The following is a 15,930-nucleotide window of genomic DNA, read 5'->3' on the forward strand; positions in this document are numbered from 1 at the left end:
GTGCCTGGGCAGCCATGCGGGCCGATGTGAAACGTCTTTGCGAATCCTTCCTTCGTATCCGGTTTTTCTCCGACTGTCAGGTCTGACACCGGTCTCTTCCAATGTTCATCCGGTACTCATCCGATACTCATCCGATACTCAAGACCCAATCTGCCAGCTTCCTGGCATCCGCCTCGCTGAGATTGTCGTGCGGCGGCATGGGAATCCGTCCCCAAACGCCCTTCCCGCCCTCGCGGATCTTTTTCGCGAGCCGATCGGGTGCTTCCCCGTCGCCCTTGTACTTGCCCGCCACCTCGGCAAAGCCTGGCCCGACTACCTTGGTCTTCATGCCGTGACAAGAAAAACAGCCGCTCTTGTCAGCCAGCGCCTGCATGTCGGGCGCCGCTTCGAYCCGGGCGGCACACAGCACCATCGCCACCATCGCGACCGTGGCCGTCAACGGCAGGAATCCTTTCGCCTTCTGCATATCTACATCCCAATGCTCTGATCATCGACCCGCCCTTGCGCGTGCCGGCGTCGGTGTGCGATGCCGGCACGCGCAGGACAGCTACGCTACATGGTGTCCGGCAGCATTCAGCTCTTGTGCAGCTTGAACACCCACACCGATCCGCCCTGCTCCAGGAAATTCACGCGCTTGGCGACTTCCCCGCCCCACAGCGGCACGGCGCCGCCCCAGCCCGACACCACCGCCACATACTGCTCGCCGCCCTCCTCCCAGGTAACCGGCGGCGCCACCACGCCGCTGCCCGTCTGGAACTTCCACAGTTCCTTGCCGGTCTTGGCATCCGCGGCCTTCAGGTAGCCCTCCGGCGTGCCCCAGAACACCAGCCCGCCGGCAGTGGTCATCACCCCGCCCCACAGCGGCGCGTAGTTCCTGACTTCCCACTCGATCTTGCCGGTCTTGGGGTTGATCGCGCGCAGCGAGCCGATGTAGTCCTCGTTGAGCGGATGGATGGTGAAGCCGGCGCCGAGGAAGGCAGCGCCCTTCTTGTAGCCCACGGGTTCGTTCCAGATATCCATGCCCCATTCATTGGCCGGCACATAGAACAGGCCGGTCTGCGGGCTGTAGGCCATCGGCTGCTGGTTCTTGCCGCCGAGGAAGCCCGGCGCGGCGAACACGGACTGGCCCTTCTTCGGATCGCTGCCCGCCGCCGGGTCGCCCGGCCGGCTTTCCGCGATCATGTTGGGTCGTCCGGTCTTGAGGTCGATGCTGCTGGCCCAGGTGATCTTCTTGACGAAGGGGAAAGCGTTCACCAGCTTGCCGCTGGTGGCGTCGTTGACGTAGAAGAAGCCATTGCGGTCGGCCTTGCCGCCCAGGCGCTTGCCGTCCTGGTCGAAGGTCACGAACTCGTTGACGCCGTCAAAGTCCCAGCCATCGTTCGGGGTGTTCTGGTAGTGCCAGACAATCTTGCCGGTGGCGGGATCGAGCGCAACGGTGGAGGCCGAATACAGATTGTCGCCCTTGCGCATGTGGCTGTTCCACGGCCCCGGGTTGCCGGTGCCGAAGTAGGCAAGGCCGGTCTGCGGATCGTAGGTGCCGCCGAGCCAGGTGGCCGCGCCGCCCGTCTTCCAGGTCTCGCCCGGCCAGCTGGCGTTCTGGGTGCCGGTCACGCCGTTCTCGGTCTTGTTGCCGTCCTTGTCATACTTGTAGCCCATATGGCCTTCCACCACGGGCCTGGACCACACCATCTGCCCGGTCTTGGCGTCGCGTGCCTCGACCCGCCCCACCACGCCGAACTCGCCGCCCGAGACGCCGGTCAGCACCATGCCTTTGACGATCAGGGGGGCCGCCGTGTAGGAGTATCCGGCAGCATAGTCTTCGATCTTCTCCTTCCACACCACCTTGCCGGTCTTCTGGTCCAGCGCTACCAGTTGCGCGTCGAGCGTGCCGAAGATCACCAGGTTGTCGTACAGGGCCGCGCCACGGTTGACCACGTCGCAGCAGGGCATGATGCCTTCGGGCAGGCGGTGCTCATATTTCCACAGCTTGGCGCCTGTCTTCAGGTCGAGCGCGTAGATGCGCGAATAGGAGGCGGTCACGAACATCTTGCCGTCGTGGATCAAGGGCTGCGCTTCCTGCCCGCGCTGCTTCTCGCCGCCAAACGAGAACGACCAGGCCGGCACCAGCTGGCTGATGTTCTTTGTGTTGATGCGGTTCAGCGTGGAAAAGCGCTGGCCTTGCGGGCCCATCCCCCACGACAGCACGTCGCCCGGCGACTTCGCGTCGTTCTCGATCATGGCATCGGTCACCGCGGCCTGCGCCACCAGGCTCGCAGTAGTTGCCGCGAGCACCATCATCACGCGTAACGTCCTCATTGTCTGCTCCTCTCTCTTGTTGTCGATCTTCGCCGGTGTGCCACACACACCAGACAGACTCTTGGCAATTCCCATGCCAATGGAAAACACCCGTATCCGGTCCCATAGCGGCCCAATAGCGGCCTGCCGATGCCTTGATGGCGTACCAGCGCGGAACACTCCGTTGCCGTTGTTGCGGATTTGAACAGCACGCCTGCCCTGATTCAGCGTCTCAACGCGGCGTCCTCATACGCCGGGTAGAGGTGCGTCACATTGCGCAGGTACTCCGCCGGCATGGCGCCCCAGCGTGCGTATGCGTCCGGCACCGGCATGGCGATCACCTCGGCCAGGTCGCGCCCCTCGGATGCCGCCTGGGTCATGCKGGCATCCAGCCACTGCAGGTAGCCGCGTGTCTGCGCAATGGCGTCCGCGCTGCCGAGCGCCGGTCCGTGGCTGGGGATCAGCAGCCGCGCGCCGCTGTCGCGCAGCAGCGCCTGCAAATGGTCCAGGCTGGCCAGCCAGCGCTTGAGATCCGCGTGCGGTGTGGTCGGAACGCGCTCGCGGAACGCCACGCCGCCCGCGAACACAATGCCGGCGCTGCGGTCCACGATCACCAGGTCGTCGGCGGTGTGGCCGTCCATCCGGATCAGATCGAAGGTGTGCCTGCCGATCGTGCGCCGGCCTGGGGCCAGCACGTGGCGCGGCGGCGCCGGTTCGGTGTCRCGCATCCAGTTGCCGCACAGGCGATAGAGGTTGTCGGCATAAGCGGGCCCTTCACGCCGGGCGCCGTCGATGGTGCCGGCCAGCGCGCTGCCGCCCACGTCGGCATAGGCCTGGTTGCCGAAGAAGTAGTCCGGATGCAGGTTGAGATTKAGCACCAGCCGTACCGGCGCCGCCGTGACCGAAGCAATGGCACGGCGCTGCTGCTCGCCGTACTGGCGCGACGGCCCGGTATTGATCACCACCACGCCATCACCCGTGTCGATAAAGGCGGTGTTGATGATGTTGCAGCCGTTGTCTGGCGTGAAATCCGCGTTCGCCCCTTCCAGCAGCCACACGTCGGCGGCGACCTGGCGTGGCGCCAGGCGGTAGTCCCCTTCCTGCGCCAGCGCCGCCTGCGCTGCCAGCCATAGCAGGATCCCGAGCACGCGTTTCATGGCGTCACCTGCGCCGCGAACCGGTTGCCGTTGTTATCGCGTCCGCTCACCGTCATGCCGCGCTCGATGGCCCCGCGCAGGTCGAAGGAGAAGATCGGGTTCTCGGCGACCGGTTCATATAGCGTCAGGCGCAGCATCGCTTCCCGGGTGGCATCGAGCAGGTTCAGCGACTCCACATGGAAGGCTGGGATACCGGCCACCAGCCCGGTGTCCATCGGGTGCATCACGCGCAGCCGCACCCGGCCACCCGCGCCGCCGAGGCCGGGAAACACGCGCGATTCGACCCGGTTCAGCGTGGTGCTCCATGAGCCATCGCGGCGGGTCGCGCCCGGCACCGTGCAGCCGCCGCCGCTGGCATCCACCATCACCCCGCCCACATGCCACACGCCGTCCGGCGTGCGGGCCGCCACGCGCACCGGCGAGGCCTGCTCCAGCTTGAAGCGGAACGACAGCGAGGGGCGCACCTTGCGCGGCTCGAACTCCAGCACCTTGCGGATCGGGTTGCGGTCCACCACCACCACGATGCGATCCACCTCGCCGAGCGCCGATGCATCGAAGGCGATCGGCACCCGCATCGGATCTTCGGCAAAGGCCGGCCCGGTGACCTTGACGCGGCTGTCGAACACGAACGGCGCTTGCTGCAGCGCTTCCTTGTGCACCAGCGGCCATTGCGGCGACTGCAACGGATCGCGGCTCTCCGATGCCCACGCGCCCGCCGCGGCGAACGCCAAGCAAGCTGCCAGCGCAGCGGCATGCCTCATGCCGGCCCCCCGGCCTGGCGCACGCGGCGCACCATCCCGCGCTGCGGGTCGTAGCCCAGCAGCGCCAAGGCGAAAAACACAGCCGTGCAAGCGGCCACCACCGCGAGACTGACTGGTGCGGCCTGCCCGTACAAGGCAAAGCGGATCGCTTCCACGGCATGGGTGAAGGGATTGAAACGCGCGAGCTGGTAGACCACGGTGGCGCCGGACTCCTCCAGCTTCCAGAGCGGATACAGCGCCGAGCTGATGAAGAACATCGGGAAGATCACGAAATTCATGGTGCCGGCGAAGTTCTCCAGTTGCCGCACATGCACCGACAGCAGCAAACCCAACGCCCCCAGCATCAGCGCGGCCAGCACCATCACGGCCAGCGCGCCGGGCAGGCATGCCGGCGCGAAGGTCACATCGAAGGCCATGGCGACAAGCAGGAAGGCGACCATCTGCAGCAACGAAAGCAACGTGCCGGCAGCCAGCTTGCAGGCGAGCAGCCAGGCCCTGGGCAGCGGCGCGGTCAGCAGCAAGCGCATCACGCCCATCTCGCGGTCGTACACCATCGCCAGCGAGGACTGCATGCCGTTGAACAGCGCGATCATGCCGAGCAGGCCGGGCGTGACAAAGACCTTGTATTCGACATAGGTGTCATAGGGCGGCACGATGGCAACACCGAGCGCGTTCTGGAAGCCGGCCGCGAAGACCAACAGCCACAGCAGCGGCCGCACCAGCGACGAGAACAACCGCCCGGGTTGCCGGAAGAACTTGTGCAGTTCGCGCCCGGCCACCGCGCGCAAGGCGCGCCAGGCGTGGATCAGGGTGGTAGTCATGGCTCGGGCGTCGCCTCCTTATTTGCCTGGCCGGCACGCGGTGTCGGCGGCGTCGGCGCCCAGCGTGTCGAGATTGTTCTTCGGATGCAGCACGCCCTCCACCGGGGCCACGCCGGCCACGCCGTCGGGATGCGCCAGCAKGACCGGCTGGCGCAGCTGGCGGTCCCAGCGCCGGAAGGACAGCGGCGGCCCCTTGAAGCCATCCACCACCACCGCTTCGGAGACCAGGGCCTCGGCCTGGCCGGCAAAGCCGCCCTTGGGCTGACGCGCCACGCTTTCGGCGATCGCCTTCACGGCCACCCACGCGGCCCAGTCGTAGCCGGTCATGGGGCGGCCCGCCGCCTTGATGAAACGCCGGTTCAGCTGCGGCCCGCCGTTGCGCTCCCAGGCCCAGTGCCAGGCCTGGGCGGCCAGCCCGCTGGCACCCACCACCGGGCGCGGCAACTGGGTCGCATAGGGCACGCTGCGCGCGAACTCGCCGTCGGCATCGGCCACCACCACCACGTCGTAGTCCACGCCGGTGGTCAGCAGGCTGAGATTGCCCAGCTCGCGCTCGCGCGGATCGTTCGACAGCTTGAACGCGCGCTGCGCCGACCACGCAATACCGAAGCGGCGGGCGGCCTGCGTGAGCACGGCGCGCTGCGCCGCATCTTCCGGCGACGGCCCGCTCAGCAACAGCGCACGGCGCCACTTGCGCAGCGCCAGGTATTGCATCAGCGCATCCGCCTGCATGCGCTGGCTGGGCAGCGTGTGGAGCAGGTGCGGCGCGCAGCCAGCGCCGCGCAGTTCATCGTCGGCGGCGGAAACGTTGAACAGCAGCGCTTCGCCGGGCTTGACCGCGCGCGCCGCCAGCCTGACCGCCGGAGCCGGCAGGTCGAGCAGGATAAAGCGCGTGCCCTGGCGCGCCAGCGCGGCTACCATCGGCCCCACCTCGGCTTCGCTGCTGGCCTCCTGCGCATCGAGCCGCAGGACCTGCCCGGCGGCTTCCAGCGCAAAGCGCGATTCCGCCGCTGCCACGCGCGCGCCGTCCACGGGACGGCCTTGCGGCTGGCCGGGATAACGTTGCTCCATCCGCCTGGGTGCGTAGCGCGCATCGCCGGCCATGGAAACCACGGCCACCCGTACGTCAGCCGCGTGCGCGGTGGCCGCAAGCCACGCGAACACGGCCAGCCAGCGCAGCCTGGCCGCCGKGCTAGTCATCGATCGCCACCGAATGCGGCACCCTGCCCGCCTTGAGCGTGGCCACGGCCTTGTTGCTTGCGGTGTCGACCACGCTGACGTCATCCGACAGCCCGTTGGCCACATAGAGCCAGGCGTTGTCACGCGTCAGCGCCAGGCCCCAGGCGCGGTGCCCCACCAGCACGTAGTCCAGCACCCGGCGCGAAGCCACGTCGACCACGGCCACGTGATTGGCGCGGCCCAGCCCGATATAGGCGCGCTTGCCATCGCTGCTGGCGACCAGCCCGACCGGGGTCACGTCCTCGGCACGGAAACCCTTGGGCGTGAAAGCGATGGTCTGCACCACTTCCAGCGTATCGGTGCGGATCACGCTCACGCTGGCGGCCAGTTCGTTGGTCACCCACAGCTCCTTGCCGTCCATGGCGAGCAGCAGGCGGCGCGGGCGGTTGCCGACCTGGATATTCTTGACCAGCTTGCGCGAAGCCACGTCGATCACATGGACCAGATTGGCCACTTCCGAGGTGACGTACACCCGCTTGCCGTCCGGGCTGGCCTTCACGCCCTCGGGCTCTTCGCCCACCTTGATGGCAAACACCTTCTTGCCGGACGCGGTGTCGTAGGCCGACAGCAGTCCGTCCTCCTCGTGGGAGACGTAGAGCGTGCGGCCGTCGGGACTGAGGTCGAACAGTTCCGGATCGTCGCCGACCGGCAGCGAGGCCACGGTCTTGCGGCTCGCCACGTCGACCACGTCCACCCGGTTATCGTCGCTGCAGGCCACGTAAAGGCGCCGCCGGTCCGGCGACAGCTGCAGGTGGCGCGGGCGCTTGCATTGCCGCCAGACGGCGATCAGTTGCCTGCTGGTGGCGCTATAGGCGGCCACGGCGTCGTCTTTTTCGCTGGAGACGAAGACCTGCCCGCTGGCGTTGCGGCTTTCGGCGGCACCGGCCACGCCGGCGGCAATCAGCAGCAGCGTGGCGGCCACGGTGGCGCAGGCGATCAAGCCAAGGGTGGGCGGCTTGTTCATGCGGGGACGCGCTCGGTGGCTCGCTCGGTGGCTCGGGTCGGCGATGCTGGGAAGGTAGTCAGGGCCAGGAAGGCCTGCTCCAAGCTGTCACGCTCGGCCGCGCCGCGCAGCGCGGCCGGGGTGCCATCGAAGCGCACCGCCCCGCGATGCAGCACGATCACGCGATCCGCCTGCTCCACCTCCTGCACCAGGTGCGTGGCCCACAGCACGCCGGCCTGCGCCTGCGCGGCAAGCCGGCGCGCATCGGCAACGAGCTGCGCGCGCGAGGCCGGATCGAGCCCGACAGTGGGCTCGTCCATCAGCAGCACGGCGGGCTCGTGCAACAGCGCGCGCGCCAGCTCCACCTTGCGCCGGTTGCCGCCCGAGAGCTCGCGCACGGCCGCCCCGGCCCGCCCGGCCAGGCCGAAATCCTCCAGTAGCCGGGCAATCCGCCCGGCGGCAACGCGGCGCGCCATCCCGTGCAGGCCGGCATGGAAATGCAGGTTGGACAAGACCGACAAGTCCAGGTCGATGGCCGGCTGCTGGAACACGATGCCGAGCCGGGCCAGCGCGCGCACCGGGTGGCGCCGCATATCCGTCCCCATGACCGTGACCCGCCCCGCGTCGGCCACGAACAAGCCACTGAGGATCTGGAACAGCGTGGTCTTGCCTGCGCCGTTGGGGCCCAGCAGCGCAACGAATTCGCCGCGCCGCACGTCGAGCGAAACGCCGTCCAGCGCGTGCTGGTTGCCAAAGCGCTTGCGCACGGCCTCACAGCGCAGCGCCAGCGGGGATTCCGGGGCCATCACAGGTGCTCCTTCGGCAGCGCCGTGCCCACCCGCTCGGCGAAGCGCCGCTCCACGTCCCAGGCGCGCTGCAGGTAGGCTTCGTACCGGGCGGTGTTCAGGTAGGTCAGTTCCTGGTCGTACCTGGCCAGCTCGGCCACGTGGCGAGGCTGGTACATGGCGATGCGGAACGCGTCTTGCAGGCGGCTGACGATCAGCGGGTCGGTGCCGCGCGGCACGCCGATGCCATAGGGCGAGTTGTGGATCGCGTGGTCGAAGCCCAGCTCGCTGACGGTCGGCACCTCTGGCCAGCGCGCCGAGCGCTGCGCGCTGAACACCGCCAGCAGGCGCATCCGCCCGCTGTCCACGAAGGGCGCGAAGCCGGTCGAATTCACGCCCGCCATCAGCGAGCCATTGGCCACCGCCAGCATCTGGTCCGCGGTGCCGCGGTAAGGCACGTGCACGTAGCGCACGCCGCTGCGCCCGAGCACATCCTCCATGGCCAGGTGCGCGGTGGTGCCGATGCCGGTGGAACCCACCGTCAGCTCCCCCGGATGGGCACGGCCCCAGCCGATCAGGTCGTCCAGCGTGTGGAAGGGGCTGTCCACGGGCACCACGATGCCGAAGGTGTAGCCGGAGACCATCAGCACCGGCTGGATGTCGCGCAGCGGCTGCCACGCGGTTTTCTGCTGATGCGGGAAGCGATAGACCGTCAGCGGCAACTGGCCGATGGTGTAGCCATCCGGCCGCGCGGCGGCAAGCACGCCGCCCACCAGCGTGCCGCCGGCGCCCGGTTTGTTTTCCACCACGATGGGCTGGCCGAGTTCGCGCCCGGCCAGCTCCGCCAGCACGCGCATCGAGATATCGGTGGCACCGCCCGCCGGCCACGGCACGATCAACGTGATCGGGCGCACCGGAAAGCGTTGCGCCGCCTCCGCCGGCGCGGCCAGCGCATTGGCCAGCGCATGGGCCAGGCCAAAGCAGAGCAGCAGCGCGCAAGCAAGACGACTAAGCATGGCCCGGCAGGAGGTGGAGGTTGAGGTGGAGGCGTTCATGCCGGTTAGTGGAGCAAGGCCGATGCCATGTGCGGTGCAGCATGTGCACCGTGCGCCGCCGGGCCTTCTCCCGCATCGCCCCGGAGGGCGCCCGGCCATCAGGCAGCGACGCGCGTTGTGCAGTGCGCTGGCGGGCGTTGTACCGCCGCGGAACACGGCTCCTGCCCGCGGGGCAACGCTGTCCCGTTTTGCAACAGAGGCTCAGCCGAAGCCGTGCTCCATCGCATAGCGATGCATTTCGACCCGGTTGGCCAGGCCCATCTTCTTGCGGATCAGCGTCTGGTAGTTCGCCACCGTCTTGGTGCTGAGGTAGAGCTGCGCGGCCACTTCCTCGATCGCCGTGCCGCGCGCAAACAGGCGGAACAGGTCGAACTCGCGCGGCGACAAGGCCAGGTGGGGCGGAAGCTGGCTGCCGGCGGCGGCCAGGCCGGCGACATCGTCGGACAGCGCCTGCCGCCCGTTGGCCACCTTGCGTACCGCGTCCACCAGGGCCTCCGGCGCGCTGCTCTTGGTCAGGTAGCCGGCGGCGCCGGCCCGCATGGCCTGGCTGACGATGGCAGCGCTGTCGTGCATGCTGAACACCAGGATCCGCAATGCGGGCACCCGCGCGCCCAGCCGCTGCAGCACTTCCATGCCGCCGCGTCCGGGCATCGACAGGTCCAGGATCAGCACGTCGGCGGGATGCTGCGTCAGCCAGGCGTAGGCGGCATCGCTATCGCCGAACTCGGCCACCACGCGCACCCCCTCCTCCAGTTCGAGCAGCCGCCGGTATCCGGTGCGCACTACCGCGTGATCGTCGGCAAGGACTACGTCGATCGTTTTCATTCGCTCTGGCTCCCATGTGGTTGAACCGGCTTGGCGAAGGCCTGCTGCGCAAGCGGAAAGCTTGCACTCAGGCGGCAGCCGGGTGTGGCGAGGGCCGCGGCGCAGGCAGGTTCGATGTGCAGCGTGCCAAGATGGGCCCACGCACGCTCCTGCATSCCYCSCAGGCCATGACTGCGCTGCAGSGCCGCGGCGACGTCGGCAATGCCCTGGCCGTCGTCCTCCACGCTCCAGCGCACCGCYTCCCCKGCGSCCGTGGCRGCAATGYGGATCGCCACGCGGCGTGCGCCGGCATGGCGCATCACGTTGGTCAGCGCTTCCTGCGTCATGCGGTACAGCGTCAGGATCAGCTCGGGGCCCGGCGCCACGCCGCCAAGCGCCACCGCATAGTCCACCTCCACGTGCTGGCCGGGCTGGTCGCGCCAGGCCTGCACCAGGTCCTGCAGCAGGCGCTCCACCGAAGCCAGCCGGCCGTCGGGCCGCACGCCGTGCGGCCGCAGCCGGTGCAGCAGATGGCGTACCTCGTGCTGGATCCTGGCGCAATGCCCGGCCAGGTCGTTGGCCACGAGTTGCAGCACCGGCTCGTGGACGCTCTTGCGCACCAGGTAGGCGGCATCGGCACGCATCGCGGTGAGCACCTGGCCGAACTCGTCGTGCAGTTCTCGCGCCAGGCGCGCCCGTTCGCTTTCCTGGGCGGTCAGCAGCTTGCGGCTCAGGGCGCGGCGCTCCGCCTGGGTTTCGTCCAGCGCGCCGGCCAGATGGTTGAGCGCACGGCGGAGCTGGTCCATCTCGCGCGTGCGCATGGGCGGCAGGCGCGCACTGTAGTCCTTGTCTTCGTAGCGCCGGATAGCCTCCAGGATCTGTTGCAGAGGGGCAACGGCCCGTCCCAGGGCCCAGTGGATGCCAAGCAGCAGCAGCGCGCCATAGACCGCCAGCATGGCGAGGTAGCCGGCCATGTCGCCGCTGGCTTCCCGGATTTCGCTCTCCGGACTCCAGCGCAAGGCGGCGCGGTAGGTGGCGCCGTCGCGGGTGTGGATCTCCCAGCTGCTTTCCAGCCGCGCCGCATCCGCACCCAGGCCCGGAAGGGCAAGCAAGCCGCCCCAGGCGGCACTATCCCGCGGCTGCGGCGCGCTCACCAGCACCTGGCCCGTTGCATCCTCCAGATGCAGCCACAGGTGGCGCATTTGCGCCGAGGCGTTGATGGCGCGCAGGGCGGCGAGATGCGCTTCGCGTTCGGCCGGGGCCGCCGTCTGCAAGGCCGACAAGCGCGGTATCAGCTGCGCCATGGCGTCCGCGCCACGCCGCTCGTCGCCGATGGCGCGCACCGCGAGCCATAGCGCGGCCACCAGCGCGCAGCACAGGCAGGCCGCGCAGATCCAGATGGCGCGGCTTAACAGATAGCGAGACATCGTCATGGCAATGACGCCCCCGGGAGATTGCAGTGGACGGTAGAGATGGCCCGCGGATCGGGAGGTTTTCCCGAAGCCCGAGGTACGGAACCTGCTCCCCGTCCCTCAAGTTGTTTCCACCAAGCCGGCACCCAACGCAGGTGCCCCGGCCGATCGTTCCGAGGAGATGCAAGATGCCAGCCAACCCACCCCCACCCAGGCGCAGGGCCTCGCCGGGAGGCGCAACCCYGCGCCGCGGCGCGCCACGGCGCAGCGCGGCCACCGCCATCGCGCTGGCCGTGGCATTGCTGGCCGCCATGCCCACTGTTGCACAACAGGACAGTGGTGTGCAATCCGGGGACAGTGCCACGCTGCCCGAAGTCATGGTGGTAGCCACCGCACCGCTGCCGGGCATTGGCGTGGACCGCGATCTGGTGCCGTACACGGTGCAGACAGTCAGCGGCGACGACCTGAACGGCACGCGCACCGGCACCCTCGGCGAATACCTGGCGCGTAACTTCACCGGCGTCAACGTCAACGACATCCAGGGCAGCCCCTTCCAGACCGACCTCACCTACCGCGGCTTTCGCGCCTCGTCGATCCCGGGTGTGCCGCAAGGGCTGTCCATCTACCTGGACGGGATCCGCGTCAACGAGCCCTTCGGCGATGTGGTGAGCTGGGACATGATTCCCGAAGCCGYGCTGGAAAGCGTCTCGCTGGTCTCCAGCGCCAACCCCGCTTACGGCCTCAACACGCTTGGCGGCGCGCTGGCCATGACCACCCGCTCGGGCCTGACTTCACCGGGCCTCACCGCCGACCTTTCCTATGGCAGCGGCAACCGCAAGCGCGCCGACCTGTCGGGCGGCATCCGCAGCGACAGCGGCTGGCACGCCTTTGCCGCCGGCACCCTGTTCCAGGAGCACGGCTGGCGCGATCATTCGGAGGGCCGGCTCGGCAACCTGTTCCTCAAAGCCGGGTTTGAGGGCGAGACCAACAGCTGGGACGTCTCCTTGCTGCACGGGCGCAGCACCCTGATCGGCAACGGCCTGGTGCCGAGCTACCGCGCGAGCGGCAATGCCCTGCTGCCCGGGCTCTACGAGAGCAATCGCGGTGCCGTCTATACCTATCCCGACAAAACCGAGAACATGGTCACCCAGGCTGCCTTCAACGGCCGCCACTGGTTCGACGACAAGACCAGCGCCGCCGTGCTCGCCTATGTGCGCACCAGCCGCCGCGATACCACCAACGGGGACGTGAACCCGGTCTACGACGCCTACGCGGAAGACTGCGAAGATGGCTTCAAGGCCGACGGCAGCCCGCGCAAGTCCCGCTGCGGCTTCACCCGGAGCGAAGGCGCGGCGCTGGATCCGGCGGTGCGCAACACCACGCACATGTGGCAGCAGTCCGTCGGCATGGCGTTCAGTTTCGCCAGGGAGACGGAAAAGCACCTGCTCAACGCCGGGCTGACGTTCGACCGCAGCCGCCTGACTTACTCGCAGTATGAGCAGCTAGGCACCTTTACCGACGACCGCGGCGTGATCGCGGACCCGAATGCACCGAACGCGCTATTCTCCGGCGTCAGCGGCACCTCGCGCGCAATTGGCCTGTACCTGTCGGACACCTGGGCCGTGACGCCCAGCACCTTCGTGACGGGTTCGGCCCGCTGGAACCACGTGGCCGTGAACAATACGCTGCGCAACAGCGACGGCAGCGAGCAGCCGAGCGAGAGCTTCACCTACCGCCGGCTCAACCCCGCGCTTGGCCTGACGCAGAAGCTGGGCGCCGGGGTCTCGGTATTTGGCGGCTATGCCCAGAACAACCGCGTGCCGACAGTGCTGGAGCTGGGTTGCGCCGATCCCGCCCAGCCCTGCCGCCTGCCCGCCGGCCTGCAGGCCGACCCTTACCTCAAGCAGGTCGTCTCGCACTCCTATGAAGTGGGCGCGCGCTGGCGGCCCTCGAAGGACACGGAAGTATCCGGCTCGTTCTACCGCATCGACAACCACGATGACATCCTCTTCTTGCGCGCCCCCAACACGCAGCAGGGATACTTCGCCAACTTCGACCGGACCCGTAACCAGGGCTTCGACCTGTCCGCCCGGCAGCGTCTTGGCAATGTCACGCTGCGCCTCGGCTACAGCTATCTCGAAGCCACCTATCAGGCCACCGGGCAGCTCGCGGTGGGAGAACGGACCATCGATATCAAGCCGGGCATGCGCATGGCCGGCCTGCCGCGCCACACCATCAAGCTGGGCGTGGACTGGCAGGCGCTGCCCGAACTGACCCTGGGCGCCGACCTGGTTGGCGTGTCAAGCAGCGTGACCAGCGGCAACGAAGACGGCCTGCGCGCCGACCCGCAGCCCGGCAAGGCACCCAAGTACGCGGACTGGAGCACGCCCGGATACGCCACCGTGAACCTGCGGGCGTCCTACCGCGTCAACAAGCATTTCGAGATCTATGCGCGCGTGGCTAACCTGTTCGACCGCCGCTACKAGACCTATGGCCAGATCTCCAGCGACCTGTTTCCCAACGGCAACCTGCTGCGTCCGCACGTGACGCCGGAAGACAACGCCAGCGCGCGGTTCGTCGCGCCCGGCGCACCGCGCAGCGCCTGGATCGGCGTGATTTACCGCATGTAATCCGACAATGGGAGCGCTCGTGGCAACGGTCAATGGGCTATGCCGGCACCTGGCCTTTGGCGGTTAGCTGGGGTATCTGCGCGCAGGCTTCGACCGCATCGAGGCTGGCCGTGACGCCCGCCCGGCGTGCCCAAATCCATGTACCCTGCTAAGGTGGCACGCGTCAGCCGCTGCGTGACGCACGTACCCCTTCCCGGAGATTGCGACATGGCCATCCAGCTCAACCACACCATCGTCTTTTCTCATGACAAGAAGGCGTCCGCAGACTTCCTCTGCGAGATCCTCGGACGTCCCGCGGCCGTGCCGTTCGGGCCGTTTCTTGCCGTACGGCTGGACAACGAGATCACCCTGGACTTCATGGACGCGAAAGGCGATGTTGCTCCGCAGCACTATGCCTTTCTGATCAGCGACGCCGAATTCGAGCAAAGCCTCGCCCGAATCCGCGCGCGCAATCTGATGTACTGGTCGGACCCATACCGCCGCCACCCCGGCGAGGTCAGCACGGACGATGGCTGCCGCAGAATCTATTTCGAGGATCCGAGCAGGCATCTTCTGGAGATCTTCACGAAGGGATAGGAGATGTGCGCATCGAGAGGAAGAGGCACGACGACTATTGGCGGTGGCCTGCAGTCGACAGCATGATTTTCGGTGCATCGGCCTCGCCTTTTTGCTCACATTCCGCGGCAAATCCCCCAAACGCCACAAACGTCGCTCCCAACGATCCCAGTCCCCACAGGGGCGTAAGGAAGTGTATTCAGCGTTGCGAGCTTGTGCTTCTCGATAGAAACGGCATCGAGCCGCACAAGACCCGAAACAAGTCCGCCTCACGAACGAGGGGCGCGACTATCTGGACACGGTCGCCAGAATGCGTTGACGCGTGGCCTATGCGGGCCACGCCACCACCGCCTTCCAATGGCGCGCCGTGCATTCCGTTAACACCAGATCAACGTCTCACGGCGAGACTTGCTTCGGTGCGTCGTACGCGCGCTCGCAAAGTGCTGCGTGACGACCTGGTCGCGCTGCGCGCCGCGCTGTGGCAGGCGCCGAGCGCCGCAGGCCTGGTACGCGGACCGGAACCCGGCTCCAGCCGCCCGCCGCCTGGCCTTGGCCGAGGCGCTGGAGATGCTGCCAGTGACGCTACTGTTGCGCACACGGTGACGCGCATCTAATCTGCGGCATTGGGAAAATGCCTAATGGCCATTGCGACGCCGGTCGGCTACCAATTCAAATGCACGTTCCGATCGCCCATCCGCAATTGGGTGTGCTTTTCTACACCATTGTAGGTTGCCACGACCTGATAAGTCGCCCTCGGCGCTTTGATGAGGCAACGCGGCCCGCTCGAGCGGAAGGATGCAACCTCGACTCCGTTACGCGAAAGGGTGATTGCCACATCGGATAGATACTCACCGCGTGCGCCCTCGGTGAATAACAGTCCCATATCAAAATCCTTCGACTCCGACTTGATTGCCTGCTGCTCGTCCTCGCCAACACCTCCGCAAACGTAGCTGACCGGGCCTATGGTCTGGCGCGCAAGATCGGTTGCGTGTGCGCCAGGGCTCGCCAGTAATGCAACAAGTGCGCCGGCCGTAAGCGCGCAGAGGCCGTTGTGCTTGAGCGTAGGACTGCACATAGGGAACATGCGGCGCCATATATGACGAATTGCTTGCATGGAACATCTCCAACTCTGTCCATACAAATTCGACGACCTAACATTGAAATTGTTCTTTTTTATTTTAAATTATTTAATTCTATTTCAGCCACAAACTTATAGACAATAATTATCTTTATCCACGCACCCAGAATACATCAAAAAGTGATTAATAACCAGGCGAGTACTGATAACTGTGGGACAGTGTCCGATGGCGAATTCTAACCACCTCTCCTACGCTACAATTACCGTCTCCAGAGGAGCTCGGACGCGAAGAGACACTATGGCTTTTCCCGTGCGCGCCGAGATGTGCCGTGATGCCAGCGATGGCTATTTCTCGACCTCCAGGCCGTCCACCACGGATTGCACGCCCTCCACTG

At 67.1% G+C, this 15,930-nt stretch carries 14 protein-coding genes; 2 read left to right on the forward strand and 12 right to left on the reverse strand.

Translation table 11 applies throughout. The annotated features are described in order from the left end of the window. Positions 1–127: 127 nt before the first annotated feature. The 11 genes from AC1DS3_RS22740 to AC1DS3_RS22790 all read right to left on the reverse strand — a co-directional run bounded on the left by AC1DS3_RS22740 (position 128) and on the right by AC1DS3_RS22790 (position 11,293). Positions 128–421 (reverse strand): c-type cytochrome, encoded by a 294-nt coding sequence (locus tag AC1DS3_RS22740; RefSeq protein ID WP_477128003.1) that lies wholly within the window; start codon positions 419–421, stop codon positions 128–130. Positions 422–573: 152 nt separating this feature from the next. Continuing rightward, positions 574–2,316, reverse strand: a complete 1,743-nt coding sequence (locus AC1DS3_RS22745) for a PQQ-dependent methanol/ethanol family dehydrogenase (RefSeq protein WP_441640495.1) — start codon at positions 2,314–2,316, stop codon at positions 574–576. A 203-nt stretch (positions 2,317–2,519) separates the two neighbouring features. Further along, positions 2,520–3,452, reverse strand: a complete 933-nt coding sequence (locus tag AC1DS3_RS22750) for a quinoprotein relay system zinc metallohydrolase 1 (protein WP_477127999.1) — start codon at positions 3,450–3,452, stop codon at positions 2,520–2,522. Next, positions 3,449–4,213, reverse strand: a complete 765-nt coding sequence (locus AC1DS3_RS22755) for a quinoprotein dehydrogenase-associated SoxYZ-like carrier (protein WP_441640497.1) — start codon at positions 4,211–4,213, stop codon at positions 3,449–3,451. Before AC1DS3_RS22755 ends, AC1DS3_RS22750 begins: the two co-directional genes overlap by 4 nt. After that, the gene (locus AC1DS3_RS22760; RefSeq protein WP_441640498.1) at positions 4,210–5,034 is read right to left on the reverse strand and encodes an ABC transporter permease; all 825 of its coding nucleotides are present in this window, start codon (positions 5,032–5,034) and stop codon (positions 4,210–4,212) included. Before AC1DS3_RS22760 ends, AC1DS3_RS22755 begins: the two co-directional genes overlap by 4 nt. An 18-nt stretch (positions 5,035–5,052) precedes the next feature. Then, complete coding sequence (locus AC1DS3_RS22765) at positions 5,053–6,234, reverse strand: ABC transporter substrate-binding protein (RefSeq protein WP_477128000.1); 1,182 nt, start codon at positions 6,232–6,234, stop codon at positions 5,053–5,055. Then, on the reverse strand, positions 6,227–7,237 hold the full coding sequence (locus AC1DS3_RS22770) for a PQQ-dependent catabolism-associated beta-propeller protein (RefSeq protein ID WP_441640500.1): 1,011 nt from the start codon (positions 7,235–7,237) through the stop codon (positions 6,227–6,229). Before AC1DS3_RS22770 ends, AC1DS3_RS22765 begins: the two co-directional genes overlap by 8 nt. Then, positions 7,234–8,022, reverse strand: a complete 789-nt coding sequence (locus AC1DS3_RS22775) for an ABC transporter ATP-binding protein (protein WP_441640501.1) — start codon at positions 8,020–8,022, stop codon at positions 7,234–7,236. Before AC1DS3_RS22775 ends, AC1DS3_RS22770 begins: the two co-directional genes overlap by 4 nt. Beyond that, positions 8,022–9,017, reverse strand: a complete 996-nt coding sequence (locus AC1DS3_RS22780) for a tripartite tricarboxylate transporter substrate binding protein (protein WP_441640502.1) — start codon at positions 9,015–9,017, stop codon at positions 8,022–8,024. The genes AC1DS3_RS22775 and AC1DS3_RS22780 overlap by 1 nt, the downstream gene beginning before the upstream one ends. Before the next feature lie 240 nt (positions 9,018–9,257). Then, on the reverse strand, positions 9,258–9,881 hold the full coding sequence (locus tag AC1DS3_RS22785; protein WP_441640503.1) for a response regulator: 624 nt from the start codon (positions 9,879–9,881) through the stop codon (positions 9,258–9,260). Beyond that, complete coding sequence (locus AC1DS3_RS22790; protein WP_477128001.1) at positions 9,878–11,293, reverse strand: histidine kinase; 1,416 nt, start codon at positions 11,291–11,293, stop codon at positions 9,878–9,880. Before AC1DS3_RS22790 ends, AC1DS3_RS22785 begins: the two co-directional genes overlap by 4 nt. A gap of 167 nt (positions 11,294–11,460) precedes the next feature. On the opposite strand from AC1DS3_RS22790, the gene AC1DS3_RS22795 reads away from it, so the two are divergent. Next, positions 11,461–13,902, forward strand: a complete 2,442-nt coding sequence (locus AC1DS3_RS22795; RefSeq protein ID WP_477128002.1) for a TonB-dependent receptor — start codon at positions 11,461–11,463, stop codon at positions 13,900–13,902. Positions 13,903–14,109: 207 nt separating this feature from the next. Next, a complete protein-coding gene (locus AC1DS3_RS22800) occupies positions 14,110–14,478 on the forward strand; it encodes a VOC family protein (protein ID WP_441640506.1) in 369 nt (122 codons plus the stop codon). A gap of 640 nt (positions 14,479–15,118) precedes the next feature. On the opposite strand, the gene AC1DS3_RS22805 is transcribed toward AC1DS3_RS22800, so the two are convergent. After that, positions 15,119–15,571, reverse strand: coding sequence for a hypothetical protein (locus AC1DS3_RS22805; protein WP_441640507.1), 453 nt, complete (start codon positions 15,569–15,571; stop codon positions 15,119–15,121). Positions 15,572–15,930: the final 359 nt, after the last annotated feature.

This window comes from Cupriavidus sp. 01L46 (assembly GCF_056399905.1).

What these genes read in the sequence shown, in the direction of transcription:
- AC1DS3_RS22745 (WP_441640495.1), bottom strand. Translation starts at nt 2,316, where the DNA reads ATGAGGACGTTACGCGTGATGATGGTGCTCGCGGCAACTACTGCGAGC.
- AC1DS3_RS22755 (WP_441640497.1), bottom strand. Translation starts at nt 4,213, where the DNA reads ATGAGGCATGCCGCTGCGCTGGCAGCTTGCTTGGCGTTCGCCGCGGCG.
- AC1DS3_RS22760 (WP_441640498.1), bottom strand. Translation starts at nt 5,034, where the DNA reads ATGACTACCACCCTGATCCACGCCTGGCGCGCCTTGCGCGCGGTGGCC.
- AC1DS3_RS22770 (WP_441640500.1), bottom strand. Translation starts at nt 7,237, where the DNA reads ATGAACAAGCCGCCCACCCTTGGCTTGATCGCCTGCGCCACCGTGGCC.
- AC1DS3_RS22775 (WP_441640501.1), bottom strand. Translation starts at nt 8,022, where the DNA reads ATGGCCCCGGAATCCCCGCTGGCGCTGCGCTGTGAGGCCGTGCGCAAG.
- AC1DS3_RS22780 (WP_441640502.1), bottom strand. Translation starts at nt 9,017, where the DNA reads ATGCTTAGTCGTCTTGCTTGCGCGCTGCTGCTCTGCTTTGGCCTGGCC.
- AC1DS3_RS22785 (WP_441640503.1), bottom strand. Translation starts at nt 9,881, where the DNA reads ATGAAAACGATCGACGTAGTCCTTGCCGACGATCACGCGGTAGTGCGC.
- AC1DS3_RS22800 (WP_441640506.1), top strand. Translation starts at nt 14,110, where the DNA reads ATGGCCATCCAGCTCAACCACACCATCGTCTTTTCTCATGACAAGAAG.
- AC1DS3_RS22805 (WP_441640507.1), bottom strand. Translation starts at nt 15,571, where the DNA reads ATGCAAGCAATTCGTCATATATGGCGCCGCATGTTCCCTATGTGCAGT.